The sequence below is a fragment of the Cyclobacteriaceae bacterium genome (assembly GCA_025808415.1).
Classification (GTDB): domain Bacteria; phylum Bacteroidota; class Bacteroidia; order Cytophagales; family Cyclobacteriaceae; genus UBA2336.
This window is the reverse complement of the sequence record CP075525.1, coordinates 3484074-3508279: the sequence shown is the minus strand read 5'-3', so window position 1 is coordinate 3508279 and position 24206 is coordinate 3484074. Positions and strand designations below refer to the sequence as shown.

The 24206-nt window shown below is 42.9% G+C and carries 22 protein-coding genes; 8 read left to right on the top strand and 14 right to left on the bottom strand.

Going from position 1 to position 24206, the window contains the following annotated elements:
- Position 1 precedes the first annotated feature (1 nt).
- Positions 2–916: a ribosome small subunit-dependent GTPase A gene (gene rsgA / locus KIT51_15520; protein UYN86259.1), complete on the bottom strand. Its 915-nt coding sequence runs from the start codon at positions 914–916 to the stop codon at positions 2–4.
- Positions 913–2157, bottom strand: coding sequence for a 3-deoxy-D-manno-octulosonic acid transferase (locus tag KIT51_15515; GenBank protein ID UYN86258.1), 1245 nt, complete (start codon positions 2155–2157; stop codon positions 913–915). The genes rsgA and KIT51_15515 overlap by 4 nt, the downstream gene beginning before the upstream one ends.
- Before the next feature lie 141 nt (positions 2158–2298).
- On the opposite strand from KIT51_15515, the gene KIT51_15510 reads away from it, so the two are divergent.
- Positions 2299–3360: a hypothetical protein gene (locus KIT51_15510; protein ID UYN86257.1), complete on the top strand. Its 1062-nt coding sequence runs from the start codon at positions 2299–2301 to the stop codon at positions 3358–3360.
- 240 nt (positions 3361–3600) lie between these two features.
- Positions 3601–4992: a DUF4403 family protein gene (locus KIT51_15505; protein ID UYN86256.1), complete on the top strand. Its 1392-nt coding sequence runs from the start codon at positions 3601–3603 to the stop codon at positions 4990–4992.
- A 29-nt stretch (positions 4993–5021) separates the two neighbouring features.
- On the opposite strand, the gene KIT51_15500 is transcribed toward KIT51_15505, so the two are convergent.
- The 4 genes from KIT51_15500 to KIT51_15485 form a co-directional block, all read right to left on the bottom strand.
- Positions 5022–5420, bottom strand: a complete 399-nt coding sequence (locus KIT51_15500; GenBank protein UYN86255.1) for a response regulator — start codon at positions 5418–5420, stop codon at positions 5022–5024.
- Entirely contained in the window at positions 5417–7837 is a 2421-nt protein-coding gene (locus tag KIT51_15495) for a PAS domain S-box protein (GenBank protein ID UYN86254.1), read from the bottom strand. The genes KIT51_15500 and KIT51_15495 overlap by 4 nt, the downstream gene beginning before the upstream one ends.
- A 113-nt stretch (positions 7838–7950) precedes the next feature.
- A complete protein-coding gene (locus KIT51_15490) occupies positions 7951–9015 on the bottom strand; it encodes an AI-2E family transporter (GenBank protein UYN86253.1) in 1065 nt (354 codons plus the stop codon).
- A 10-nt stretch (positions 9016–9025) separates the two neighbouring features.
- Positions 9026–9799 (bottom strand): enoyl-CoA hydratase/isomerase family protein, encoded by a 774-nt coding sequence (locus KIT51_15485; GenBank protein UYN86252.1) that lies wholly within the window; start codon positions 9797–9799, stop codon positions 9026–9028.
- A 241-nt stretch (positions 9800–10040) separates the two neighbouring features.
- Here KIT51_15485 and KIT51_15480 point away from each other — a divergent pair, with 241 nt between their 5' ends.
- Entirely contained in the window at positions 10041–10529 is a 489-nt protein-coding gene (locus KIT51_15480; protein ID UYN86251.1) for a low molecular weight phosphotyrosine protein phosphatase, read from the top strand.
- Between the two features lie 24 nt (positions 10530–10553).
- Here KIT51_15480 and KIT51_15475 read toward each other — a convergent pair whose 3' ends face one another.
- On the bottom strand, positions 10554–11798 hold the full coding sequence (locus tag KIT51_15475; protein ID UYN86250.1) for an aspartate kinase: 1245 nt from the start codon (positions 11796–11798) through the stop codon (positions 10554–10556).
- A 76-nt stretch (positions 11799–11874) separates the two neighbouring features.
- Between KIT51_15475 and fbp the strand changes: the two genes are divergently transcribed.
- The gene (gene fbp / locus KIT51_15470) at positions 11875–12858 is read left to right on the top strand and encodes a class 1 fructose-bisphosphatase (protein UYN86249.1); all 984 of its coding nucleotides are present in this window, start codon (positions 11875–11877) and stop codon (positions 12856–12858) included.
- On the opposite strand, the gene KIT51_15465 is transcribed toward fbp, so the two are convergent.
- A complete protein-coding gene (locus KIT51_15465; protein UYN86248.1) occupies positions 12855–13286 on the bottom strand; it encodes a DUF5606 domain-containing protein in 432 nt (143 codons plus the stop codon). The two genes, fbp and KIT51_15465, sit on opposite strands and share 4 nt — an antisense overlap.
- A 35-nt stretch (positions 13287–13321) precedes the next feature.
- Positions 13322–13921: a ribosome biogenesis GTP-binding protein YihA/YsxC gene (gene yihA / locus KIT51_15460; GenBank protein UYN86247.1), complete on the bottom strand. Its 600-nt coding sequence runs from the start codon at positions 13919–13921 to the stop codon at positions 13322–13324.
- A 162-nt stretch (positions 13922–14083) separates the two neighbouring features.
- On the opposite strand from yihA, the gene KIT51_15455 reads away from it, so the two are divergent.
- From KIT51_15455 to KIT51_15440, 4 genes are all read left to right on the top strand, one after another.
- On the top strand, positions 14084–16084 hold the full coding sequence (locus KIT51_15455; protein UYN86246.1) for a PD40 domain-containing protein: 2001 nt from the start codon (positions 14084–14086) through the stop codon (positions 16082–16084).
- A gap of 99 nt (positions 16085–16183) precedes the next feature.
- Positions 16184–16906 (top strand): bifunctional demethylmenaquinone methyltransferase/2-methoxy-6-polyprenyl-1,4-benzoquinol methylase UbiE, encoded by a 723-nt coding sequence (gene ubiE / locus KIT51_15450; GenBank protein UYN86245.1) that lies wholly within the window; start codon positions 16184–16186, stop codon positions 16904–16906.
- On the top strand, positions 16855–17592 hold the full coding sequence (locus KIT51_15445; GenBank protein ID UYN86244.1) for a PorT family protein: 738 nt from the start codon (positions 16855–16857) through the stop codon (positions 17590–17592). The genes ubiE and KIT51_15445 overlap by 52 nt, the downstream gene beginning before the upstream one ends.
- A complete protein-coding gene (locus KIT51_15440) occupies positions 17592–18350 on the top strand; it encodes an SDR family NAD(P)-dependent oxidoreductase (GenBank protein ID UYN86243.1) in 759 nt (252 codons plus the stop codon). Before KIT51_15445 ends, KIT51_15440 begins: the two co-directional genes overlap by 1 nt.
- Here KIT51_15440 and KIT51_15435 read toward each other — a convergent pair.
- The 5 genes from KIT51_15435 to KIT51_15415 form a co-directional block, all read right to left on the bottom strand.
- Positions 18347–19003, bottom strand: a complete 657-nt coding sequence (locus tag KIT51_15435) for an alpha/beta hydrolase (GenBank protein ID UYN86242.1) — start codon at positions 19001–19003, stop codon at positions 18347–18349. The two genes, KIT51_15440 and KIT51_15435, sit on opposite strands and share 4 nt — an antisense overlap.
- A gap of 246 nt (positions 19004–19249) precedes the next feature.
- The gene (locus KIT51_15430; protein ID UYN86241.1) at positions 19250–19675 is read right to left on the bottom strand and encodes a hypothetical protein; all 426 of its coding nucleotides are present in this window, start codon (positions 19673–19675) and stop codon (positions 19250–19252) included.
- Positions 19676–19689: 14 nt separating this feature from the next.
- Positions 19690–20589, bottom strand: coding sequence for a hypothetical protein (locus KIT51_15425; GenBank protein UYN86240.1), 900 nt, complete (start codon positions 20587–20589; stop codon positions 19690–19692).
- Between the two features lie 66 nt (positions 20590–20655).
- A complete protein-coding gene (locus tag KIT51_15420; GenBank protein ID UYN86239.1) occupies positions 20656–23727 on the bottom strand; it encodes an ATP-binding cassette domain-containing protein in 3072 nt (1023 codons plus the stop codon).
- An 80-nt stretch (positions 23728–23807) separates the two neighbouring features.
- Complete coding sequence (locus KIT51_15415; protein ID UYN86238.1) at positions 23808–24170, bottom strand: DUF1987 domain-containing protein; 363 nt, start codon at positions 24168–24170, stop codon at positions 23808–23810.
- Positions 24171–24206: the final 36 nt, after the last annotated feature.

The window sequence follows — 24206 nt, the reverse complement described above, 5'->3', positions numbered from 1 at the left end:
TTTATTTCCGGTTATCCTCACCTGAAAGCATACTCAGGTAGTTGGCATACCGGCTAGTGGCAATTTCACCTTCCTCAACAGCGTGCTTTATTGCACACCGGGGTTCATTTACGTGCAGGCACCGATACCCGTATTTGCATTCAGAACGCAAGGCACGCATTTCCGGAAAATTATCAGAAAGTTCTTCGCCCGAAATATTCACAAGCCCCCATTCTTTTATCCCGGGCGTATCGATAACAAATGTTTGGTTGTTGATGCGGAACATCTCAGCGAACGTAGTGGTGTGTGTTCCTTTTTCAGAGAAACCCGAAATGCCTGAAGTTGTTTGGTTTATTTCTGGTGAAAGTTTATTGAGCAGTGTTGATTTGCCGACACCGGAATGACCGGCAATGAGGGAAGTTTTATTTTTTAATAATTCCTGTACTTCATTAAGGTCATCCGTAAGGGCTGAAATTTTAAGGCAGCGTACGCCAATCCTGGTGTATGTTTCGATGAGTTGATTTTGCAGGTCAAGGCTTTCGTGGTCCAATACATCCTGTTTGTTAAAAATTATTGCCTGTGGAATGTCGTAAGCTTCTGCCGTGACCAAAAACCTGTCGATAAAACCTGAAGATGTTCGTGGAAGGATCATGGTAACAACCAGAACGGCCTGATCGATGTTGGCGGCCAGCACATGGGCATGACCGGTTTTTTTTACCGATTGCCTGAGGATATGGTTTTTCCGATCCAGTATTTTATAGATAACACCTCCGTCATTTTCGATGTCCAGTTCAACATAATCACCAACGGCAACAGGGTTGGATTCTTTAAAACCCTCCAACCGAAGTTTACCTCGCGTACGGCATGCAAGTATCCGACCATCTTCCAAGTACACATCGTACCATGAGCCGGTAGAACGTTTCACCAGTCCTATCATGATTTTGATAATAATGGCGTGCAGTAATCCATTATTTTGTCGGTAGCACCAAGGTTTTCTTCAACGTATAAGCGGGTAACGTCACAGGCTAATAAAAAATTTTCCGGAAGGTTAACCGATTCGTATTTGGCTTTCATTTCCCGGTAATCCTCTACTTCAAACGCACCGCCACGGTTTATCAAATCAACTGCCTCCTGGAATTTTTCATAATTTTTGTTGCCAAAAAAAACAGGTATGCCATAGCAGGCAGCTTCAAGAATGTTGTGCAAACCTTTTCCAAAGGCCCCGCCCACATAAGCAAACTCACCATACCGGTAAAGCCGGCCAAGCATACCTACATTATCAATTATTAAAACATGGTACTCTTCAAGGTTACCCATGGCCTGCGAATAGCGGATGCATTTTGTATTTAACGCACCTTCTATCTCTGATAAAAATGCTTCTGTAATTTCATGTGGTGCAATAATGAACTTTAAACTAAAATAATGATCGTTGATGAACGGTATAAGTACATCCAGATCTTCGCGCCAACAACTGCCTACCACCATTACCTTATCGGTTCCCTTAAAATTTTTGGCAATGGGTATTTCATTGTCTTGCCTGACCAGTTGGTTAACCCGGTCGAACCGTGTATCTCCCGCACGCGATACTGATTTTATATTTATTTCTTTCAGCAAGCGTACTGATTCATCGTTCTGTACAAAAAACCAGGAGAAGTTTTTAAGGACGGTGCGATAAAAGCCGCCATAAGGTTTAAAAAATATTTGAGATGGACGAAAAATAGCAGAGATGGAAAGCAGGGGTATGTTTCTTTTTTTTAGTTCACTCGAGTAGTGAAGCCAGAATTCATACTTTACAAAAATAGCCAATACCGGGTTGCATATTTCGATAAAGCGTGTTGCATGGTTGTGCGAATCCCACGGGAGGTAAAAAACATAATCGGCATAGCGGTAATTTTTTCTAACCTCATAGCCGGAAGGCGAGAAAAAAGTTAGCAGTATTTTATAATGCGGGAACTCTGTTTTTAATTTTTCAATAACCGGTCGCCCTTGTTCAAATTCACCAAGCGATGCACAATGCACCCATATAACCGGATTGATCTCCTGGGCAAAAGCTTTTTGAAACCGTTTAAAAAAGTCGGCCCGGCCTGTTACAAATGCATGGGCTTTGCCATCGAAAAAACTGGCGATGAAATAAAAGAAACGGATAGCAGCAATGGTAAAGGAGTATAGTATAGTCATACTGCCCCAAAAATAGAAACATTAATGTGCTGTTTCTCTTGCAGTTTGTAAATAAATTTGAAAGTTTTACGATAATGAGCTTACCAAAAAACCTGTACTGGAATGTATGGGGCAAACGAAACAAACAAGAAACCTATGTTTATGAATACGATATCCAGATTGACTTGTGTATCATCACTTATTGTGTTTTTTCTTTTTTCAATTTCTGCCAAGGCACAGAACGAAGATGACATCATTCGCTTTTTACAGGCCGGGCAGGAGGATGGAGGTAAACTTATTACGGCCTATATCAGCCCCATGATTGAAGGGTTTTCGTATGCCCTTAACGGTGCGTGGTTTCACACCGCTAAGCCGCATAAGCTCGGTGGGTTTGATATAAACCTGGCGGTAACACCTGTGTTTATTCCCAAATCAAAAGATTTTTTTGATCCCGAGGCCTTGAATATGACTACCGTTGTGGGGTACGCTAACACAACCAACCCCGGTGGCAAGGCACCAACCATTATTGGCCCTAAAGACAGAACAACTTACCAGGTAGATTTTGATGGAGATCAGCAAGCTGACGCAAGCTTTGCCGGGCCACAAGGCTTAGGCGTTCGTAAAACCTTAAAGGTAGCCCCTGTTGGCTTACCCATGTTGCAGGTAGGAATTGGTCTGGTGAAGGGTACTGACCTGATGGTTCGTTTTATCCCTAAAACAAATGTTGGCAGTACCGATTTAAACCTCATTGGTTTTGGTGTGCGCCATGATGTTAAGCAGCATATTCCCGGTATAAAAATGTTACCGTTCGATCTATCGGTAATGGCAGGGTATACATCATTTAAAGGTGTTACTAACCTGGCCGGTTTGGCCACAGAGTTTCCACCCGCTACAGCAGGAACAACCCAAGAAAGTATTTACAAGTTTAATGCTTTTATGGCTGAAGCATTGATTTCAAAGAAGCTGGCCTTTGTTACATTTTTTGGAGGGGTTGGTTTTAATGGCATAAACACCACCGCTGATGTAAAAGGAAGCTACACATTTTTTGATGGAACACCCGGTGAATTTGCTTTGACCAATCCGTATTCGGCAAAATTCAAGAGCAGCAGCATGCGCCTGGATGTTGGTATGCGCATTAACTTGCTTGCATTTTATATTTATGGAAATTATTCCGTGCAGGAGTTTAATGCCTTCACCACAGGTTTAGGGTTTACGTTCAGATAAGCACAAAAACACGATTTAATATTTAAAAAAACGCTCCGTAAGGAGCGTTTTTTATTGTAATGGGTTATTGTAAGGCTGCTGAATAATTCTACCGAAGAAAGCCTCATCTAAAAATGCTTTCCTCCAGTTAGCCCAAGGCTGTCAGCGATAGGAGGGTTCAAGAACCTCAATAGCATTTTTGAAGATGACTTGTAGTATCTTTCTAACACGATGTATAAGCTGTGCACGACTATCGTCTTCTTGATTTTTATAATTGCTTTTGCGGCATGCAAGCGCATTAACCCGGAAGCACCAGCACGTATTCAACTAGACTCAACCCTTGTTGTGCCGGTTTCGGAGTTAAGTGTGCCGGTTTATTTTCCGGTGAAGGAACTGGAAAATATGGTTAATGAAAAACTTAAGGCACGCATAGTGGAGGCCCACATGGCAATCAATGATAAGGATGATAGCGTGCACCTGTTCATCTCACGGTTTCAACCGATCCGGTTGAAGTACGATGGTGAACGCGGAATTACCTATACGGTGCCTGTTCAGGTGGAAGGGTACCTTAACAGTAAGGTGATCGGCATCCGTATCCGGAACAAAGAACCTGTACAGGCAAAAATTATTATCACCCTTTTTTCAAACCTGTACCTTGATGATGCGTGGAACCTGGCCCCAAAAACCGAATTAAAATCAATCGTGTGGGTGGAGGAGCCACGGCTTACTATTGCCGGGATAAAATTCAACCTGAAGGGCTCTATTGAAAAAATACTGGAGAACCATAGAACTGAAGTAGTTACCCGGCTGGACGAATCGGCCAAAGACATTATCAAAATCAGGCCATCCATCGAAAAACTTTGGTCTGATATTCAAAAGCCCATCCGACTTAACCGAAATGTTGTGCCGGTATGGCTTAAGGCTGAAGCTTCGGAAATTGATGCGAGGCTCTTTCCGGTTTCAGAAGACACGCTACTGGTTAATGCCCGGTTAAAGGCGCAATTGTACACGGTGTTGGATTCGGCAAATGCGCTCACAAAATCCGGTAAGCTGCCAAAACTGAAACATCAGGTAATAAGCGAACCTAACGTGGAAGCCTATATTTTGGTAACCTTACCGTTTACTGAAATTAATGCCATCATAAACCAGGTGGTGGATACGATGCGTTTCTCGTTTGGTGGTCACGCGGTGCGTATTCAATCAAGCGAGTTGTACGGAACACCCGAAGGATTGGCCATGGGTATAACGTTGCGCGGTGACCTAAGGGCAACGGTTTATCTTAAAGGTACGTTGGGATTTGATTCGGTAGAGAAAAAGGTTGTCATTGAAAATTTCGGTTTTGACCTGGCTTCCGAACAGCGGTTGTTAACAGCAGCCAGTTGGTTTGCGCACGATCAGGTTGTTGAGCGGATTAGGCCTTACCTGTCATTGTCGGCCGAGACTTTTTTTGCCCAAGTTCCGGAGTTGATCGATAAAGGCCTGGAAAAAGGGAAATTGGGAAAGAAATTGAACGTTCACTTTGAAACCTGGGAACTTAATTTTCATTCACACCTGGTAACCCGGCACAACATCCAGTTGATACTTTCGGCAAAAGCAAGCGCAGGTGTTGAATTACAGAAAGGGCTGTTCGATAAAAAAAAGAAACCGGTTTGATACCGATGCTGGCAGAATTGCTTGCTAAACTAATTCATCGACAAAACTTGCTTCACTGTTTCGACTGACAGCGGTTTAACCAGGTAATCGGATACCAATGGATTGGCTTTCGCCCGGTTAACGTCCTCTGGTGCAATGGATGAGCTGACCATATAGATCGTGATCTTTTTTTTCAGCTTTTGTTTTAGTGTTTTAAATTCATCCAAAAACATCCATCCATCCACTATCGGCATATTAATATCCAACAAAATTACATCGGGTAATTTTTCAGCGTCTTCTGAATTTTTGTTTAAATAGCTAAGGGCCTGGTCACCGTTAAAGAATTGTGTTACGGTATAGGGCAGGTTTGTCAATTTAACAATCCGCAAAGTTGTGAACTGGAAAATTTCATCATCATCGATAAGGGCTATGGTTGACTGGGCACTCATTGTTTGTCATTCTGTTTTTTAAACAGTATGGTAAAGGTTGTGCCCTTATTTTCGGTACTCTGAACAGTAATACTCCCACCCATCGCTTCTACCTGATTTTTTACCAGGAAAAGACCAATGCCCCGTGCTTCCGGATGGTAATGAAACGTTTTTCGCATCTTAAAAATCTGGTGACCGTATTTTTCCAGGTTTATGCCCAGCCCATTATCGGTTACGGTAAGTATTACCTCCTGGTCAGTTTCGGCCGACTTTATGGTTATTAACAACGCACGGTTAGGATTGTTGTATTTAAGTGAATTGCTGAGCAGGTTCAGGAAGATACTCTCCAGGTAAATGGATGGAAAATATACTACCGGTGCATCATCAAAATCAGCATTTATCCGGGCAGATAGTTCCATAATTTTCCCGGTCAACATCTTCTTGGCATTTTCCAGCGCTTCGGCTAACCGTACATGCTGCCGTTCAATATCCCGGTTTTGCTTAATCTTCAAAACTTCGTTAAGCTCGTTTAGCGAAAGCAGTATGCTGTCACCGGTTTGTTTCAGTAAGCGAAAGTATTCTGTCTTTTCTTCGTGACTGTCTGTTTGCTCAAAAAGATTGAGCAAGGAGGCAATGTTGCCGGCCGGTGATCGAAGGTTGTGCGAAACAATTTGTGTAAACTCTTCAAGCTGATCGTTCTTTTTGGTGAGGTCTTCCGCGAGGTGTGTTAACCGTATATTCTGTTCTTTTATTTTTTCTTCGGCTATTTTTCGCATAGTAATATCACGGAACTCCGTTACACGTATGGTAGCACCACGGTAAGGGATTTCTTTTCCCTGGATTTCCAGGAAATACCTGCTGCCGTCTTTGCGAACACCTTCAACATCATAGGGTTTGTCGTAACCGGATAGGATATTTTTCTTCACCGTTTCCTGCCATTCGGGTGCTATCAGGTTAAAGCCGTTCATGCCTATCAATTCTTCATAACTGTACCCGGTTATATCGCAAAGCCCTTTATTGCAATCAATAATTTTGCCTTTGTCGTGCAAACCAATGCCGCCAAAGGAGGCTTGCTGCAGTGTTCTGAAACGGAGCTCGCTTTCGCGGATTTCATTTTCAATTTTCCTGCGCTCGGTTATGTCCCACGCGGTGGCGATTATTACGGCCTTGCCAAAATAAAACCCACGATTGGTATGCACTTCTTTTAAGAAGATCTCACCGTTCTTCTTCTTGCCCCACCACTCAAAGGTTTGCGGTGTCCCTGCAATAACTTCCTGAAATTTTCGGGCAATTGTTTCCAGGTCATTCATTCCTTCTGCCATAAAAATGGCAGGGGTTTGACCAACCAGTTCATTTTTTGTGTAGCCGTAAAGTTCAAGCACGCGTTGGTTCACATCCAGAATGGTTCCATTGAAATCGTGAACATAGATGGCTTCACCAACGGTATCAAAAAGGTTTCGGTAACTTACCTCGCTATGCGCCAATGCTTCCACTGAAAGTTTGCGTTCGATGGCCGCTGCCAGGCTCGATGAAAATGAATGAAGCACGGAAAATTCCAATTCGCTCCAATTTCGTTCGGTGGTACAATCATCAAACCCGATGAAGCCCCAGAATTTTTGCTTTACATAAATTGGAAAGATGAGGATAGATACAATAGACTGTCCTTGCAACAATTCCCTCAGCCCCTTATCAGCGATATTTTTTACTACTGAGTGAAAGGGTTTGTTCTTTAGCATGAGGTCAATGCCGGGAAACACGACTATGGGCAGGTTTTGCAATTCGGGGTTGTTGATTTGCGGGTCGGCATGGGATGAATTCCATTCAAAGCGTTGACTTGATGTTTCAATTGCCCCGGTTTCCGTAATATCATTCTGAAAAATGTATACCCTGTCAACGCGCATCATTTCGCCCAGTGATTGCAGAACGGATAGGATGGCATCCTCCCAGTTGGCGTGTTGAATGAATTCGCTGGTTACATGGGCTAGTGTTGCGAATAGCAAGTCACGATGCTGAAGCTGTCCTTCGTTGTTCTTCCGGTCGGTTATGTCACGCACGGTTCCGGTAAGCGACAAGGCTTTTCCCTCATCATTAAAAATTATTTTACCGTTACCTTCAATCCAACGGATTACATCTCCCTTGAGCACCACCCGATGCTCTACGCTGAAATCGATTTTATTTTTTAGGGCATTATTAATGGTTTGGGCTACAAAATCACGATCCTCCTCAACAATGTTATCCAGGTAGGTTTGGGCTTTTCCATCAAACTTGTTCTTAAGGCCAATAATGCGTTCAACATTTTCGGACCAGCGCACTTCACCTGTTTGCAGGTTCCACTCCCAAATGCCCATATTGGCTGCTTCTAAGGCCAACTTGAGGTGGAATTTTTCCAACCTGCCATCGGACTGCTGCCTGGGTGTATGGTGTGTATTGAAAGCCATGGAATGACAAAGGACAGTATTAAGATTGATTTTATTTCGGGATTTTCCAACAAAAACCTACCCCGTTCATACGCGTGGTAAATGTTGCTTAAGGATGGGCGGGAATCAAGAATTTAGGTGTTGCCCAGTTCCCCTGTTTCTGAAAGCCATACGGCAATAAAGCGGGTACTTTCAAAACGCGAAAAGGTGATTAGCATAACGGAGGTGATGGGCACAGAAAGGAACATACCCAGCACGCCCCAGATAACGCCCCAAAAGGTTAAGGCCAGCATTACGCCTAGCGGACTGAGATTAAGTGTGCGCCCCATCACCTTAGGTTCAAGCACGTTGCCTACTAATAACTGCACCGATTGAATGGCCAGGAATACCCAAAACAACATGGCAAACGATTGGAACTGGAACAATGCAAAAACAGCAGGCAGTGATGTGGCAATAAATGAGCCTATATAGGGGATGTAGTTGAGCAGGAAAATCAAAAAGGCCCAAAGCACCGGAAAGTCCACCCCAAAAAGCCACAGCAAAATGTAGCTCAACACACCGGTTAACAGACTCATTTGAGTTTTTACGGATATATATTTTCTGATGGCATCTGTAATTTGGCTAATTACCAGATCAACTTTTTCTTGCTTAGTGGAACTTGCGGTAACGGCATGTAATTTTTTGGTGAAGAATTTTTCTTCCACCAGCAAAAAGGCAACATAAATAATAATGATTACTGTATTGCCGGCAATACTGGTTAAGCTATTCAACAAGGCCGTAAGGATAGGCTGGATATCAAATTCTTTCGCACGGCTTACAATTCTTTCCTGTATGTCTTGAAAACCCTCAAGGGTCTGCAATCCGGAAATCATATTCTTAAAGTTCTCGGCATATTCGGGCGATTTTCGGATGACCAACTCCAGGTTTGAAGTAAGGATTTCAAAAACACCAAAACTGATGAGCAGGATAATCAGGAAAGCGAATGTGGTAAGCAACCAGTTAGGTAATGGTTTTCCTTTTATTTTGATTTTATCCAATAGCCGTTTCAATTCATATACGCCATACCAAATCATTATGGCTACAACAATGGGTTGCAGGAAATTGCTGAAGTAATTAAGGCAGAAAATAATTATAGCCAGAATGATAAACCACGCGGCTGTGCGTTCAACATTAAAAGTTCGTGAGCCTGATTGATCCATGCGCAAACGATCAGCGGCCCTTAAACTCGGCTTTTCTTTTTTCAACGAAGGCCTTCATGCCTTCTTTCTGGTCTTCAGAGGCAAAGGTTAAGTAAAAATTTTTACGTTCGAAGGCGAGCCCTTCGTCCAACTGGGTTTCAAATGAACGATTAATAGCTTCTTTAGCCAGCTGAACAGCCACCGGTGACATTTGTGCTATTTCTTTAGCCAGTTCAACCGCTTCGTGCAGGTACATTTCCACCGGCACAACCTTGTTCACCAAGCCATAAAAATGGGCCTCTTCAGCCGAAATGAACCTGCCTGTCAGGATCAGTTCCATGGCCTTGGCTTTGCCAACGGCTTTGGTCAGTCGTTGCGTTCCCCCGGCACCGGGTATTGTTCCTATTTTTATTTCGGGCTGGCCAAACTTTGCAGTTTCGGAAGCAATAATCATATCGCAGGTCATGGCAAATTCACAGCCGCCTCCTAAGGCAAAACCCGATACCGCGGCAATAATGGGTTTTTTGGTTTTCCGGATTTGATCCCAGGTGCTGAACTGGTCGATCAACAACATGTCAACTGCTGATTTGTCAGCCATTTGTTTGATGTCGGCCCCGGCAGCAAATGCACGCTCATCACCGGTAATGATGATGACGCGGACTGCCTCGTTTTTGTCAAGTTGCTGCAGCGTGTCACGCACCTCTTCCATCAACTGTTTATTCAACGCGTTGAGTTCTTTGGGACGGTTAAGTTGGATAAGGGCAATGGCAGGTTGATATTGTTCGGTAACCTTGATAAACTCCATAACAATCAGATTTTCACAAATCTAAAAAAATATTAACAGGCCGGTTAGTGAATACGGGGTGGGTATAAATAAGAAAAGCCCCCTTCGAGCAAGTGAAGGAGGGCTTTTCAAACCAAAAGGCGGTAAAAGTGTGCTATGCGTGTTTATATACGTTTGGGCTGGCTTTTTGTAACCCGGCCATTTATTATTTTAACCGCTAAATTCTGCAGTTTAACGTTAGCAAAAACTGACCAGCATCACGATGTCAAATGTAAAAGTACTTTTTGTTTGCCTGGGCAATATTTGCCGATCGCCCCTGGCAGAGGCTATTTTTAAACACAAAATTTCGCAACGGGGTTATCAGCACCAGGTTGAAGCGGACTCGTGCGGTACATCAAACTATCATATTGGTGACTTGCCTGATGAGCGGACAAGGGCCAATGCGCATCAAAACGGTATTTCCATTAACCACCGGGGCAGGCAATTACAACCAAGCGACCTGGAGTATTTTGATTTTATTTTGGCGATGGACAGGAGTAACCATCAAAACATATTGAATTTACCGAATGCTTCCCTTCATCGGCACAAAGTATATTTAATGCGTTCTTTTGATTCAACCGATGACCACGATGAAGTTCCTGATCCGTACTATGGCGGCATGCGTGGATTCCAGGAAGTTTTTGAAATCCTCGACCGGTCAACAGAAGCATTTCTTGTGCACCTTGAACAGAGCGTATTTAACAGGGAATAGATGTGGCGTGCCGAGCCCTTTTATTTATCCCTTTACAAGCACTTGCAATGTTGATCGTGACGATTGCTCCAATAACAGCCCGGGTATTTTCCGGTACGTTTCAAAACTGGGCTCATCATAATTTTTAATGGTGATGAGCGTGAGGTTTGTGTTGTAGTACACCTCAAAGTTTTGTTGTAGTTTTTCAATAAGCGCCATAACCTTGTTCTCGCGGAAGTCGATACAAAACGAAAAGGAAATCGCGGAGTTTTGCATCACATTTAATTTCATGTTCAATTCGGTTAATGCATGGAATATGGTACCGAGTTGCTCCTCATTAACAAAAGTAAAATCAGTAACCTTGCAAGAGATCAGGCATTGGTTATCCTTAAACACAATCATAGGCGGCAGGTTCTCCACCTTGCAGTCGTGTATTTTTGTGCCGGGCAGTTGCGGATTGGCAAAACTCTTCACCCATAAGGGTATGCCTTTAAGCGCTAATGGTTTTATTGTTTTCGGATGGATGACGGAGGCACCATAGTAGGTCATTTCAGCGGCTTCTTTGTAGGGTAACTCGTTAAATACAACGGCTGCCGGTAAGCGTTTAGGGTCGGCATTCATTACCCCGGGTACATCTTTCCATATGGTTACCGATTCGGCATGAAGGCAAGAAGCAAAAATGGCTGCCGAAAAATCAGAACCTTCGCGACCAAGTGTGGTGGGGTTTCCAGTTGCATCGCTTCCGATAAATCCTTGCGTAAGCAGTATGGAAGTATTTCGTTCACTTTTCAGCTTGCTTATATTTTTCTCAGTAGAGGCCCAATCGATTTTTCCTTCACGGAATGTACTGTCGGTTCGGATTAATTCCCGTGCATCAAGCCATTCGTTTTCAATGCCGGTTTCCTTTAGGTAATGATGGACAATGATGGAAGAGAAGATTTCACCAAAGCAAACTACCTGGTCGTACAGTGCGTCCTCATCCCCTGCTGCTTTAAGCTTGTCCAGTAACTGAGCGGTTAGTGGTTTCAAGGCAGTAAGGGCTGTTTGTGGGTTTTTGAAGAGATCATTCACAAGGCTTTCATGAAAGGATACTATGCTGTTGATTTCCGATTGAAAATCCCCACCGGAAAGGAAAGTTTTAACTACCTTTTCCAAAGCATTGGTGGTTTTGTCCATGGCGGAAACAATGATCACCAAAGGGCCGCTGGAATATTTACGCACAATAGCGACCATGTTGCGCACGGCCTGGGCATGTTTAAGGGAGGCACCCCCAAATTTAAAAACCTTCATATTTCGTTGTTCTAAATCGTTTGCAGGTTAATTTTACAGGCTGTAAAGATCAATTTAAAATAACGTAATGCCAATCATGGAAGAATCCCGGATTGCCGCACCCATCGGCAGCGCACTCGACAGGTTTATTAAAAGCAAGCAAAACCAGTTTGCCTACGCTAGCGGTGAGCTCTCCCAGCTTCTTCGCGACATCGCACTAGCCTCAAAGGTTGTTAACCGCGAGGTAAACAAAGCCGGACTTATTGATATTATGGGGTCGCTGGGATCAACCAATACAGGTGGTGAGCAGCAGCAAAAACTTGATGTACTGGCCAACATACGGTTTACGCGTGCGCTGATGAAAGGTGGGGAGGCTTGCGCCTTGATTTCGGAAGAGAGTGAAAGTTACCTTGATTTGAACAATGACGGAAAATATGTCATTGCCATTGATCCGCTTGACGGTTCATCTAACATTGATGTGAATGTTTCGATTGGTACTATTTTTTCGATTTACCGAAGAAAAACCAAACCCGGCACGCCCATACAAGAGGAGGATATTTTGCAGAAGGGATCAGAACAGGTAGCGGCAGGTTACATCTTGTATGGTTCATCCACCATGCTTGTGTATACAACCGGGCATGGCGTTAATGGTTTTACTTACGAACCCACATTGGGCGAGTATTTTCTATCGCACCCGAACATGCGGCAACCCATTAACGGAAAAATATTTTCGGTTAACGAAGGCTCTTATAAATCATTCTCACAGTCGGTGCGCAATTACCTGCATTATTGCAAGGATGAAGGTTACACCGGTCGGTACATTGGCTCATTGGTTGCCGACTTTCACCGAAACTTACTTAAAGGCGGTATTTACATTTACCCCGCAACGGCCAAAGATCCCAATGGGAAATTGCGCTTAATGTATGAGTGCAATGCACTTGCTTTTGTAGCCGAACAGGCCGGAGGTAAGGCATCCAATGGAAAGGAACGGATATTGGATATACAACCTACATCGCTTCACCAACGAACCCCATTTTATGTAGGCTCAAAAAATATGGTGGAGCTGGCCGAGCAATATTAATCTGGCTTTTTCTCTTCCACTTTGTTTTCAGCCGCTGCAAAAATTTCGGGCGCCTGAGCGATTAAAATACTGTACCAGCGCACCAGTTTTTTAATATCCGATACATAAACACGATCCTGATCGTATTCGGGCAGCACCGATTTCATAAAAGATTTTAATTCGGTATTATCCGCATCAGCATCTAGCCCAAGGTCGGCACCAAAGTTGGCATTTATTTTTTTTAAAACTTCCAATAAAGAAACCGTACCCTCTTTGGTTGTGGTATAAATCGAGATTTCACTGAGCACAGAAAGCTTGTGGTGAGCGGTTGCCACCAACTTGGTTTTTGCATCGTCAAGCGATTCCAGTATAACACCCGATTTGCCGGGTTTTAAGATTTTAAATAAGCCTCCTTTACCCGATAGTGTTGCAATGTCCTCTAGTTTCATAGTAGCAGTTTGTTCGGGCGCAAAACTAAAAGAAATTACTGATTAGCCTTTAGCACCGTATCGATAAAGTCGAGCACATCATCTTTACCGGTTTTTTTTTCTGAGGATGTTAAGATGCTTTGGGGCAATTCTTCCCAGGTTTTTAACAGTTCATTTTCAAAAACTTTCCGGTTTTGCTCAACTTTACTTTTTGAAAGCTTGTCTGCTTTAGTATAAATAAAAGCCAGGGGTATTTGTTGTGAACCTGCCCATTGTATGAAGCTCAGGTCGATGGGTTGAGGTTTGAGCCGGATATCGATGAGCACAAACAGGCAAAACAAGTTCGGGCTTTTCGTAACGTAGTTTTCTATGATCTTCCCAAATCCGGCCCTTTTCTCCTGGCTTACGCCTGCCCACCCGTAACCGGGCAAGTCCACCAGGTACCATTCACTGTTGATCAAATAGTGGTTGATGGTCTGTGTTTTACCGGGTTTTGCCGAGGTTTTGGCTAATTGCTTTCGGCCTGTTAACATGTTGACCAATGATGACTTACCCACATTGGAGCGGCCGATAAAGGCAAATTCGGGCAGTTTTTTCCCAGGCAATTGGGCAAGGTTGGTTATGCTGGAAACAAATTCGGCCTCGCGGATAATCATGGTTTTTGGTTGAAGTAAAGCTTTCACCCCAAAATACTAATAATGTAAGATTTGAGTGCTTTATGGCTGGTATTTGTGTTATTCTACAAGCGGTTTTTCCTATATTGGCATACTTATTTTTTTAAAACTATAGTTACCGTTAATCGTAAACCCATTTTTAGCATGTTCAGCACCCGGTATGTACTGGTTTTTTTAGCTGTTGCAGGGACGTTCGTCATTAGTTTCAGTCAAGATACCAAACAACAAGCTCAGGAATACCTGAAAGTTGCGGAATTGATGCGCGAAGGCTCGCAGGCCGACAACGATATACGCGAAGTTTTGGTTATTGGTGCCAATCTCGATCCGGAGAACCTCACCATTAACTTTGAAGCAGGGCGTTACCACCTCATGACTATCCAAAAGGACCTGGCCGTGCAATATTTCATGCGCGTTTACGAACAGGATCCGAACTATCGCTTTCATATCGAATACCTGATTGGGCAGAGCTACCAATATGGATTACAATTCGACAAGGCCATTGAATTCTATAACCGTTATAAAGATCGGGTCAACAAACGACCTAATTACCAGGGTCGCGATAAGGTTGACCTTGCCACGGTTGACAGGAACATTCAGGAATGTGAAAACGGAAAAGAGTTCGTAAGCAGCCCTAAAAACTATTCTATCGTAAACATAAGCCGTGAAATAAATTCCGAATGGGATGACTATGCCCCCGTATTGAATGCTGCAGAGGATGAAATAATCTTCACCTCCCGAAGAAAGGACGGCAACATGAATCAAAACGTGGATACAGACAACAAACCGTTTGAAGACATTTTTATCTCCAAAAAAGTAAATGGTGTTTGGCAGCCTGCTGAAAATATTGGTCCGGTTGTAAATTCAATCTACCACGATTCTAACCTGGCTTTCTCTGCCGATGGTCAAACGTTGTTTATTTATAAAACCGATAATGGCGGAGACATCTATTATTCCGAACGCAAGCCCGATGGCTCATGGGGTGTGCCTGTTCCACTGCCAGGCATCATCAACTCAAGTTTTGAAGAAAAATCAATAACAATTTCTCCCGATGAAAAAACACTGTATTTCTCCAGCAATCGCCCGGGTGGTTTTGGTGGGTTGGATTTATACAAGGCTACGCTTGATTCAAAAGGTGAATGGTCCAGTGTGAAAAACCTGGGTCCCAAAATCAATACATCAGCGGATGATGATGGCCCCTTTATTGACTACGATGGTAAAACACTTTACTTCAGCTCAAAAGGAAGAAAAGGCATGGGTGGTTTTGATATCTACAAATCGGTTTTTGATGAAGCTACCAATGAATGGACTGAGCCGGAGAATTTAGGATACCCCATTAACACCCCAGACAACGATATTTTCTTTGTGAGCACCAAAGATGGCAAGCGGGCCTATTATTCATCGGTACGCGAAGATGGATTAGGGTATGATGATATTTACATGATCACCATCCCTGACCAACCATTGGCTAAAAAAGATCCTGAACCCGTTTCAGATCAGGTTGAAGAGAAAACAAAAATTCCTTTACGCTACATTGTAAGTGCTGTTGATGCCCAATCAAAAGAGCCTGTTGACGCACGCATTCGATTGGAAGGCTTGCGCGATAACATCATTGTGCCATCATCAACCAAACAACCCGGTAAGGTGGAATTCAGGATAAGCGAAGCCGAGGCGAAAGACTACCGGCTATCAGTTGAAAGCGAAGGGTACATGTTTGTTAACCAAAATGTTCGCATAGAAGGTGCTTCCGATCAGGACAAGGAAGTAACACGTACGATTGAATTGCGAAAACTCCAAACCGGCATGGTGTCAATCTTACGGAACATTTACTTTGATTTTAACAAAGCAACGTTCAAGCAAGAGTCATACAATGAATTGAATAAACTTGAACGCATGATGCAGCAAAACCCAGGCATGAAAGTAGAGATTGCCGGGCATACCGATAACATTGGTACGGCTGCCTATAACATGGCCTTGTCGCAGCGAAGGGCCGAAGCAGTAAAGGATTTTCTCACCAAAAAGGGTATTGATGCCAGAAGGATAACCGCCATTGGCTTTGGAAAAACCAAGCCCCTGGCCAGCAATGACGATGAAGAGGAGGGAAGAGAGTTGAACCGCAGGGTTGAATTTAAGGTTATATCCAATTAAAAAAGTATACAGAAGAGCCTTGAGCCTCCGGTTTAGAGGCTTTTTTATTGGTTTTTATTAGCAACTTGCTGCCCGAAATTGTTTTCCTAAAAAAGTACCATGGAAGTTGTTCCATATAAAAACGAAACCGCAACAAAGAAAGAACAAGTGGCCCGCATGTTCGATAACATAAGCCACCGCTATGACTTTTTGAATCACTTCCTGAGCCTGGGGATTGATAAGGGCTGGCGCAAAAAGGCCATCAAGTTACTGAAGCCTGCAAACCCTAAAATATTATTGGATGTTGCCACCGGAACCGGTGATTTTGCCTTACAGGCCTTAACATTAAAGCCTGAAAAAATCATCGGAGTGGATATTTCGGCCGGCATGTTGGATGTTGGACGGAAGAAACTGGAAAAACGTGGCTTGACAGGAGTAATTGAAATGGTTCAGGCCGACTCAGAGAATCTTCCCTTTGAACAAAATAAATTTGATGCTGTAACCGTTGCATTTGGTGTACGCAATTTTGAAAATCTGGAGAAGGGACTGCAAGAGATATTCCGGGTTATGAAACCGGGAGCTTTGTTGGCTGTTTTGGAATTTTCACGACCTAGGCGTTTTCCTTTTAAACAGGGCTATAATTTTTATTTTAAGACCATTTTACCTAAAATCGGAAATTGGATATCGCGGGACAAAGCCGCTTACTCTTACCTGCCTGAATCGGTAGAGGCTTTTCCGGATGGGGAAGACTTTTTGAGAATACTTAAAGCAATTGGATATAAAAATGTTTCATGCAAACCGCTCACGTTCGGAATAAGCTCCATTTACACAGCGCAAAAGTAGTTGTTACACTGTTGTTGCTTTATGCGGGTGTGTGCCATGCACAGGGCTTTTTGTATGCCCGAAAGAATAACCCGTTTTATGATGAGAAGCGGAAAATAACATATGGGTTTCTGATTGGTTTGCACACCACAACCTATCAGATAAACTACAACGATCGGTTTGTTACCCCGGCTTTTGATACCTTGTTTGCTGTGACTCCGGAATGGAAGCCTGGCTTTTCGCTTGGGTTTATTGTCAACTACCGGGCGCATGAATTTCTGGATTTCAGGATAACGCCAAAAGTCGCTTTCTATGAACACTCCCTGGTTTACCGGTTTACCGATGGAACAAGTGAAAAAGAACTGGTTGAAACTACTATGGTGGAGTTTCCAATGCTGGTGAAATATAAGTCGATGCGCAGGGGAAACGTGCGTATGTACATGATTGGTGGCATGAAGCCGGGCATTGAGGCTTCCGGAAAAAAGGAAGTAGAAAATGTCACGAATCAACTGGAAGTCACTCCGTTCAACTTAAGTGTTGAAGCGGGCCTTGGATTTGATTTATACTTTCCATTATTCAAGTTCTCCCCCGAAATTCGTTTTTCGCGCGGTATCACCAACCACTTGGACAATACAACAAACAAATTCGGTGCGCCTTTAAGCCGAATAAATACAAACACTGTTACCGTATACCTACTCTTTCAATAATGCATAAACGAATTGCCTTAATAACCGGTGCAACCTCGGGCATTGGCCTGGCTACAGCACACCTATTGGCTAAAAACAATTTCAGGGTAATACTCTGCGGCCGAAGAAAAGACCGGTTGGCAAAAGAAAAAACTTTGCTTAACGATTTTACAGAAGTACTAACATTAACTTTTGATGTACGTGATCATGAGGCTGTTAAGAAAACTTTTGAAACATTGCCGCCCGAATGGAAAGCTATCGATGTATTGATTAATAATGCAGGAAATGCCCATGGCTTAGACCCAATACAAAATGGAGATGTGCGTGATTGGGACGCCATGATGGATATAAATGTTAAAGGACTGCTTTACGTTTCAAAAGAAGTAATCCCGGGCATGGTAAGCCAAAAGTCCGGACACATCATTAACATGGGTTCCATTGCCGGCAAGGAAGTCTATCCGAATGGTAATGTTTATTCGGCCAGTAAATTTGCCGTTGATGCGTTGACTAAAGGTATGCGCATGGACCTGAACCCGTATGGAATAAAAGTTACTTCGATCAATCCCGGGTTGGTTGAAACCGAGTTTTCACTTGTGCGTTTTAAGGGCGATGAAAATCGTGCAGGTTCTGTTTACAAAGGGTTTAAACCCCTAACAGCCGAAGACATTGCTGGTATAATTCTTTTTGTTTTGCAACAACCGGATCATGTTGTGCTGGCTGACATTACAGTTTTCCCGACCGCACAAGCCAGCAGCACAATTGTTAACAAAGAGATCTAAACCAGCAAATGAAGGGTGGGTTCATGAATTTCATGCCCACCGTCAAACGTGATCTGAGTTGGTTTAATGCCTAAACGCATAGTTAAATCCGTCATTTCTTTTAACCGGCCTTCGTTGATAAATGGATCGTGCTTTCCGTAAACAACCGTTACATCTTTATGTGAAAGAATTTCATTACCCTTTTCAAAATCCATGTCCGGAGGAAAAATCCCTGACCACAGGATTAAACGTTGATAATTTTCCGGGTAATGGATAGCCCATCGTGAAGCGGTTGCCGAACCTTGTGAAAAGCCTAGGATGGTTACGGGCGCAGATGTGCCGTTACTTAAAATCGTTTGATAGACGTGCTGAAGGTAATTGAGGTAATTGTCAATGTCCATTAACCTGTTTTCTGCAGTCATCCAGGTGGCGCCCACCCGGTTGTTTCCCGTTACGGCCCTTTTCGTTACATCTTCCAGGTAAAACCTCGAAAGTCCTTCAGGGGCAACTACACAAATATTCTGTTTTTGGAGTGTTTCAAATTTTGGTAAGAAAAATTTAGCCAACTGCCCATACCCGTGCAGCACAAACCAAACCTGCTTAGTTGTTGATGAGATTTCGCCTAGTTGATAATACCTGGCTTTAAAGCTAAACGATAGTTCATGTTCTTGCATGTCGAATTCTTATAGAAGTCATCTCAAAAATACAATTTTTGAAACCACAGCGTTCACAAAGGTCTGCACAAAGGGAACAAAGCGATTCAATTTAGCAGCTGCTTCTCCGTGGAACTTTGTGTTTTCTTCGTACCCTTAGTGGTTAAACTTATTTTTTAGATGGATTCTAATTTTATTTACCTAGATTGAAAAAAAGAAAACCCTGACGTTGTTGCCAGGGTTCTTAATTCATTATTTAAATTCCGATTATCTTTTAAAACCCAGGGCACTTCCTCCACAGTATTTCGATGAACCGTCAAAAGTGTACTGTATATAGTATATACCCGTTGCGTTACATGGAAAGGCAATGGCAGAAATAAACTGGCCATTGATTTTGCTGGAGGCAACTTTGTTACGGTTTGAATCATATAAAGTAACCACAATACCATCCGTAGGCTGCGCGGGGGCACAAATGTTAATCATGTACTGGGTGCCTTTGGTAAATACATAGGAGTATTCAACCTTGTCTTTCGATCCGTTGACACCATCAATCTTATAACTTTTCAAAAAATTAAAGCCGGATGCAAGCTTGGGAATACAATCATTCGAAAGATTCTCAGCATTACACTGCCCGGAGGCTTGGGAGGTACTGATTAAAAACACCGACAAAATATAAAAGAATAACCTTTTCATAGGGCTCAATTATCTTAGCTAATGATCTTATTTCTTATGGAACCAATTATTGTACGGATGCTATTAATATCATCCGGTGTAATATCAATGGTGGTAGTGCTATTATCCTTAATAACCATAACACCATTAACTACTTCAAAGGTAGACTCCTTATACGTATACGTAATGTTCACCTTGTCAAAAGCTGCCTTGAGTTCTGTCATGTCACTCAATAAGGATGCCATATTTTGGTCGCTTTCCTTATAAAAGGAGAGCAACAGCATAATGTTTTCAAGGATTACCTTTTGTTCACCGATTTTCTCCTGCAACTCTTTATTGTTCGGATCACTGGCGGCAACATTACACGTGATGTGCACTGCTTCAATCCATCCACCGGTTAAAAGTAGAACGCTCAAATTAGCACGCCCCTGCGTTTGCAAATAATGGTTAATGCTGTTGAAATTCTGGGTAGTGATCAATAATAAAGAGTCAAGGTTTTTGCTGTTGGTAGCCAAACGACCAATGGTTTCGATATCGAAAAACTGGCCGATATTAAGCCCATCAGCCAGGCTTTTAATGGCGGATATGTATTTTACACCATCCTGGTTTTGTTCGTAGATATTGGTATATCCCAAATCGGTACCATAAATTCCAAGATTTAGAGCCTTCTTGTAATTGCTGTTATACTTCGGAAGATTATCTGCCGAGTTTAACATGGAAGCATTGTACTTCTTTCCGGATTCTTTCAGCAATACGGAAATTTCCAACGGGCTGGGTATTTGTTGCAAGATGTCGCCAATAACGGCTTCGGAGATTGTGGGCCCTTCAGGTTTGCCTGTGTCCAGTGTTTCAAGGAAAGCCTGTTCATCAGATTTTTTATCTGAACCACACGCTGCCAAAAGCACGGCTATCAGCCCAAATTTCACAATTTTCATAGATTCAAAATTATGAGTTTACAAAGTTAACAATTCACCATTCCTGACCAAAAAGGTACAAGGATGCTATTTTTTCTTTGGCAAGTTAACCTTGCCAAACAGGTCAATAAATTTCCTGAGCCATTCAAAATATAACGTAACATAGAACCCTACAGCCATCAGCCAAATTACAACTATGTTAAACCAGTAGGTGTCCCACGAGGTGTTGAATAAATTTTTGGTAGGCGCAAAAAAGTGCGCCCGGTAATTCAATGCTCCTGTATTTCGGGGCTCTAAAAACACGGGGTTGATTTGCTGGATCAAAGCACCATTATACTCCAATATCCGGTTTTTGGTCGATACATTTTTTACAAGGTCGGCCAGGCTTTCGTTGTAATAACGGTTTTTATAATCGTTAAGGCTATAGGGCTTATTTTTATCGTTCTCCATCTTGTAAATCAACTGCTCGCGTGCAGCCACGGCCTTATTGTATACATCCTGATAAAAGCGTTTGTACGCCAACAGGAATTCCTCCAATTGTGTGTCAAATTCCTTGGTATAACTTTCAATCGTCCAAGGTTTTTCCCAATCTATGTTTTCAAGCCCGCGTTTAAAATAATCATCCTTCAAGCTCTTGCGGATAATTTCAAGGTCTTTTTGTGCGGCTTGCCGGGTGGAATCATTTTTTGTTTGAATGTTTTCGGCTATTGATTTTCTTTTTTTCTCTAATTCATCAATCAGAAATGAGGACCTGAAATCGGCCTGCGATTCAAATTTCTCATAATCATAAAAAGGCTTTTCGTAGGAGTTGCTTTTGAAGTTGTAAACGGCCAGCGCTTCAAACGCCCAACGCGAGGCCATAAAGTCGGCCACCAGCGGAACTTTTCCCTTTGTGCTGATCAAATCATTTAGTTTATCGAACCTGAAAAGCAGACCGCTCAAAATCATTTGCGGAATGAGCAGCAGGGGAATCATTACGTATACAGTAACTGCTGAATTGAAAGCGGATGAGATGTTGAGCCCCAAAATATTAGTCATGCATGATACTGTGAAAAGTGCAAACCAGAAGGGCAGGATCATACGCCACTCGATTTCCAGTATTAAATGCCCAACCAGTACAAACATTAGGGTTTGGATGGCTGACAATGTAAACAAAATGGAAATTTTAGAGACGAGGTAGCTGTTCCAACTCAGGTTCAGGAATGATTCGCGTTTAAGGATTTTACGGTCGCGGATAATTTCCTCGGCACTTACCGTTAGTCCCATAAACAGGGCTACAATAATGCTCATCAGTATAAAGGCAGGGAAATTGTCGTTAAACCGGAACATGTATTCCTTTCCACCGGGTGCACTTTTGTATTTGATGATAACCGCCAGTATAAACGCCAGTAGCGGTGCTTCCAGCAAATTGATGAGCAGGTATTGCTTATTGCTTAGCTTGGCCAGGGTATCGCGTGTTGCAAAGATGAACGACTGTTTGATTTTGGAAGGGAGGGTTAAAGAGCCGGGTGGTTCTTCTCTTACATCTTCCACCTTCGCCAACCGGAAACGTTCCTTGTACCAGTCGTGCCATTGTACAGGGGTGATTTTCCGTTTGTTTGTTGGCTGGCCGTATTCGTCAACCACTTTGGCTTCAATAATATTGAAGATTTGTTCGGGGTTTACGTTACCACAGGTTTCACATTGCCCGCGATTGCTGTCTACCTGAAGTGTGGATCGTTTAAAATAGGTTACAGCTTCTACCGGTGGCCCATAATAGGCAGGGTATCCTCCTGTATCCATAATGATCATCTTGTCAAACATCTTATAGATGTCGGATGAAGGCTGGTGGATTACGACAAAGATCAACTTGCCTTTTAATGAAAGTTCCTTCAACAGGTCAATCACGTTTTCTGAGTCACGGGAAGACAATCCTGAGGTAGGCTCATCCAGAAAAAGTATAGCGGGCTCACGAATTAGTTCAAGGGCTATATTAAGCCGTTTACGCTGGCCACCGCTAATGGTTTTTTCAAGTGGGTTTCCTACTTTCAAGTCTTTACGCTGATCCAAGCCAAGGTTTTCCAATACTTCCATTACTCTTTGCTGTATTTGCTCTTCGGTAAAGTGGGCAAAGCAAAGCTTGGCATTGTAGTACAGGTTTTGGTAAACGGTAAGTTCTTCAATCAGCAGGTCATCTTGCGAAACATACCCGATAACCCCGTGTATCTTTTCTTTTTCTTCGTAGATATCAAATCCGTTGATGAGGATTTTTCCTTTTGTAGGCGGCACTAACCCCGCCAGCACGTTAAGCAGGGTTGTTTTTCCAGCACCGCTGGCGCCCATAATCCCGATAAGTTTGCCGGGACCTTCCGAAACGACTACATCGCGTAAGCCAATGGCCCCGTTAGGGAAGCGCAATTCTTCCACGGTAGCGTTAAAGGATAGTTTGGTGGTTTTTATTTCATCGTTGAAATCGGCCACCAAATCGCTGTAATACAAGGCATCTCCGGCCTGTGTTTTAATGGTACTTCCATGCGAAAACAGGTAGGCCCGGTTGGGTTGCATAATAAACCCGTTAAGCATGTTTGATTCTTCGCCTACGTATTTGGTGTAATACATATCAACGCTGCGAATGCGCATGAACACCAAGGTTCCTTCCAGGTGGGCATGGATATGCTTGTGGCCCTTATCATCGCCTGATTTTTCTTTTTTGTTCGCTAACAGGATATCCGCGAAGCTCAGTTTTTCGGGATCTTCGGCAGTGATGAAGTTCTCAATTAAATCGTACTCTTCCTTTTCGATGTTAAACACCGTAGATACGGTGTTGATGATTTCCATTCGTTGAGCGGAGAAGTTCTTGTCGATGGCAACCAACTCCAGCAACTTGATGAGTACAACTATTTTTTGTTTTTGTGTAAGGGTTTTGTTGATCTTTTTACAAATACCCAGTACCCGTACCGACTCTTTAACTGAGGTTAGCTTTTTACCGCCCTCTTCATCGGTTTTGCCGTACCCGGATTGTTCGTCATACTGGGCCAGGTATTCTTTTATAGTGTCCTGATCAAGTTCGGTCTGGAAAAAGTTGATCACATACTGGCGCTCATTGGCAGATACACCACCATCTTGCTTGGTGATGATTGCAAAAAGTTGCGTTAGCGCTTTGAGTATTTCTTCACTCATGGGTCAGGTTTAAAAAATATCGGTTACCTGTTTTATTTTTTAGTCCAGATAACCGATTGAAACACTTTCTGTTTTTTGGATCAGTAGGTTTTGAATTCGAACGGGATTTCCACCAGTTCGGAAAACTCCTGTCCGGCTTCTTCCATGTCTTCATCGTCTTCGTGATAATACCACAAAATTTTCATGCCCTTTATGTCTTCCAAGGCAGAAAGTACATCCAAAATCAACTTTGACGATGCCGTGTTGAAGTATTCCAACTTAAAAACAAATTCGGTTGATGGGTTGGCATCACCGCCATAATTGCCAATCCACTCCAGTACAGGGCGGTAAAATTCAGCCGAATCTTCAGGCAGTGAGCGACCCGAGATTTCAAAAATTCCGTTTTTCTTATCAAGAATGATTTTAGGTGTATCTTCAGTTCCTTCTAGATTTAAGATTTCCATGGTGATAGTCAGTTATCGGTTAAGTTTTTTAGTCAA

Bases quoted from the DNA above. Each gene is read 5' to 3' on its own strand.
- rsgA (UYN86259.1), bottom strand. From the start codon at position 916: ATGATAGGACTGGTGAAACGTTCTACCGGCTCATGGTACGATGTGTAC.
- KIT51_15515 (UYN86258.1), bottom strand. From the start codon at position 2,157: ATGACTATACTATACTCCTTTACCATTGCTGCTATCCGTTTCTTTTAT.
- KIT51_15510 (UYN86257.1), top strand. From the start codon at position 2,299: ATGAATACGATATCCAGATTGACTTGTGTATCATCACTTATTGTGTTT.
- KIT51_15500 (UYN86255.1), bottom strand. From the start codon at position 5,420: ATGAGTGCCCAGTCAACCATAGCCCTTATCGATGATGATGAAATTTTC.
- KIT51_15495 (UYN86254.1), bottom strand. From the start codon at position 7,837: ATGGCTTTCAATACACACCATACACCCAGGCAGCAGTCCGATGGCAGG.
- KIT51_15490 (UYN86253.1), bottom strand. From the start codon at position 9,015: ATGGATCAATCAGGCTCACGAACTTTTAATGTTGAACGCACAGCCGCG.
- KIT51_15485 (UYN86252.1), bottom strand. From the start codon at position 9,799: ATGGAGTTTATCAAGGTTACCGAACAATATCAACCTGCCATTGCCCTT.
- KIT51_15480 (UYN86251.1), top strand. From the start codon at position 10,041: ATGTCAAATGTAAAAGTACTTTTTGTTTGCCTGGGCAATATTTGCCGA.
- KIT51_15475 (UYN86250.1), bottom strand. From the start codon at position 11,798: ATGAAGGTTTTTAAATTTGGGGGTGCCTCCCTTAAACATGCCCAGGCC.
- fbp (UYN86249.1), top strand. From the start codon at position 11,875: ATGGAAGAATCCCGGATTGCCGCACCCATCGGCAGCGCACTCGACAGG.
- KIT51_15465 (UYN86248.1), bottom strand. From the start codon at position 13,286: ATGAAACTAGAGGACATTGCAACACTATCGGGTAAAGGAGGCTTATTT.
- yihA (UYN86247.1), bottom strand. From the start codon at position 13,921: ATGATTATCCGCGAGGCCGAATTTGTTTCCAGCATAACCAACCTTGCC.
- KIT51_15455 (UYN86246.1), top strand. From the start codon at position 14,084: ATGTTCAGCACCCGGTATGTACTGGTTTTTTTAGCTGTTGCAGGGACG.
- ubiE (UYN86245.1), top strand. From the start codon at position 16,184: ATGGAAGTTGTTCCATATAAAAACGAAACCGCAACAAAGAAAGAACAA.
- KIT51_15445 (UYN86244.1), top strand. From the start codon at position 16,855: ATGCAAACCGCTCACGTTCGGAATAAGCTCCATTTACACAGCGCAAAA.
- KIT51_15440 (UYN86243.1), top strand. From the start codon at position 17,592: ATGCATAAACGAATTGCCTTAATAACCGGTGCAACCTCGGGCATTGGC.
- KIT51_15435 (UYN86242.1), bottom strand. From the start codon at position 19,003: ATGCAAGAACATGAACTATCGTTTAGCTTTAAAGCCAGGTATTATCAA.
- KIT51_15430 (UYN86241.1), bottom strand. From the start codon at position 19,675: ATGAAAAGGTTATTCTTTTATATTTTGTCGGTGTTTTTAATCAGTACC.
- KIT51_15425 (UYN86240.1), bottom strand. From the start codon at position 20,589: ATGAAAATTGTGAAATTTGGGCTGATAGCCGTGCTTTTGGCAGCGTGT.
- KIT51_15420 (UYN86239.1), bottom strand. From the start codon at position 23,727: ATGAGTGAAGAAATACTCAAAGCGCTAACGCAACTTTTTGCAATCATC.
- KIT51_15415 (UYN86238.1), bottom strand. From the start codon at position 24,170: ATGGAAATCTTAAATCTAGAAGGAACTGAAGATACACCTAAAATCATT.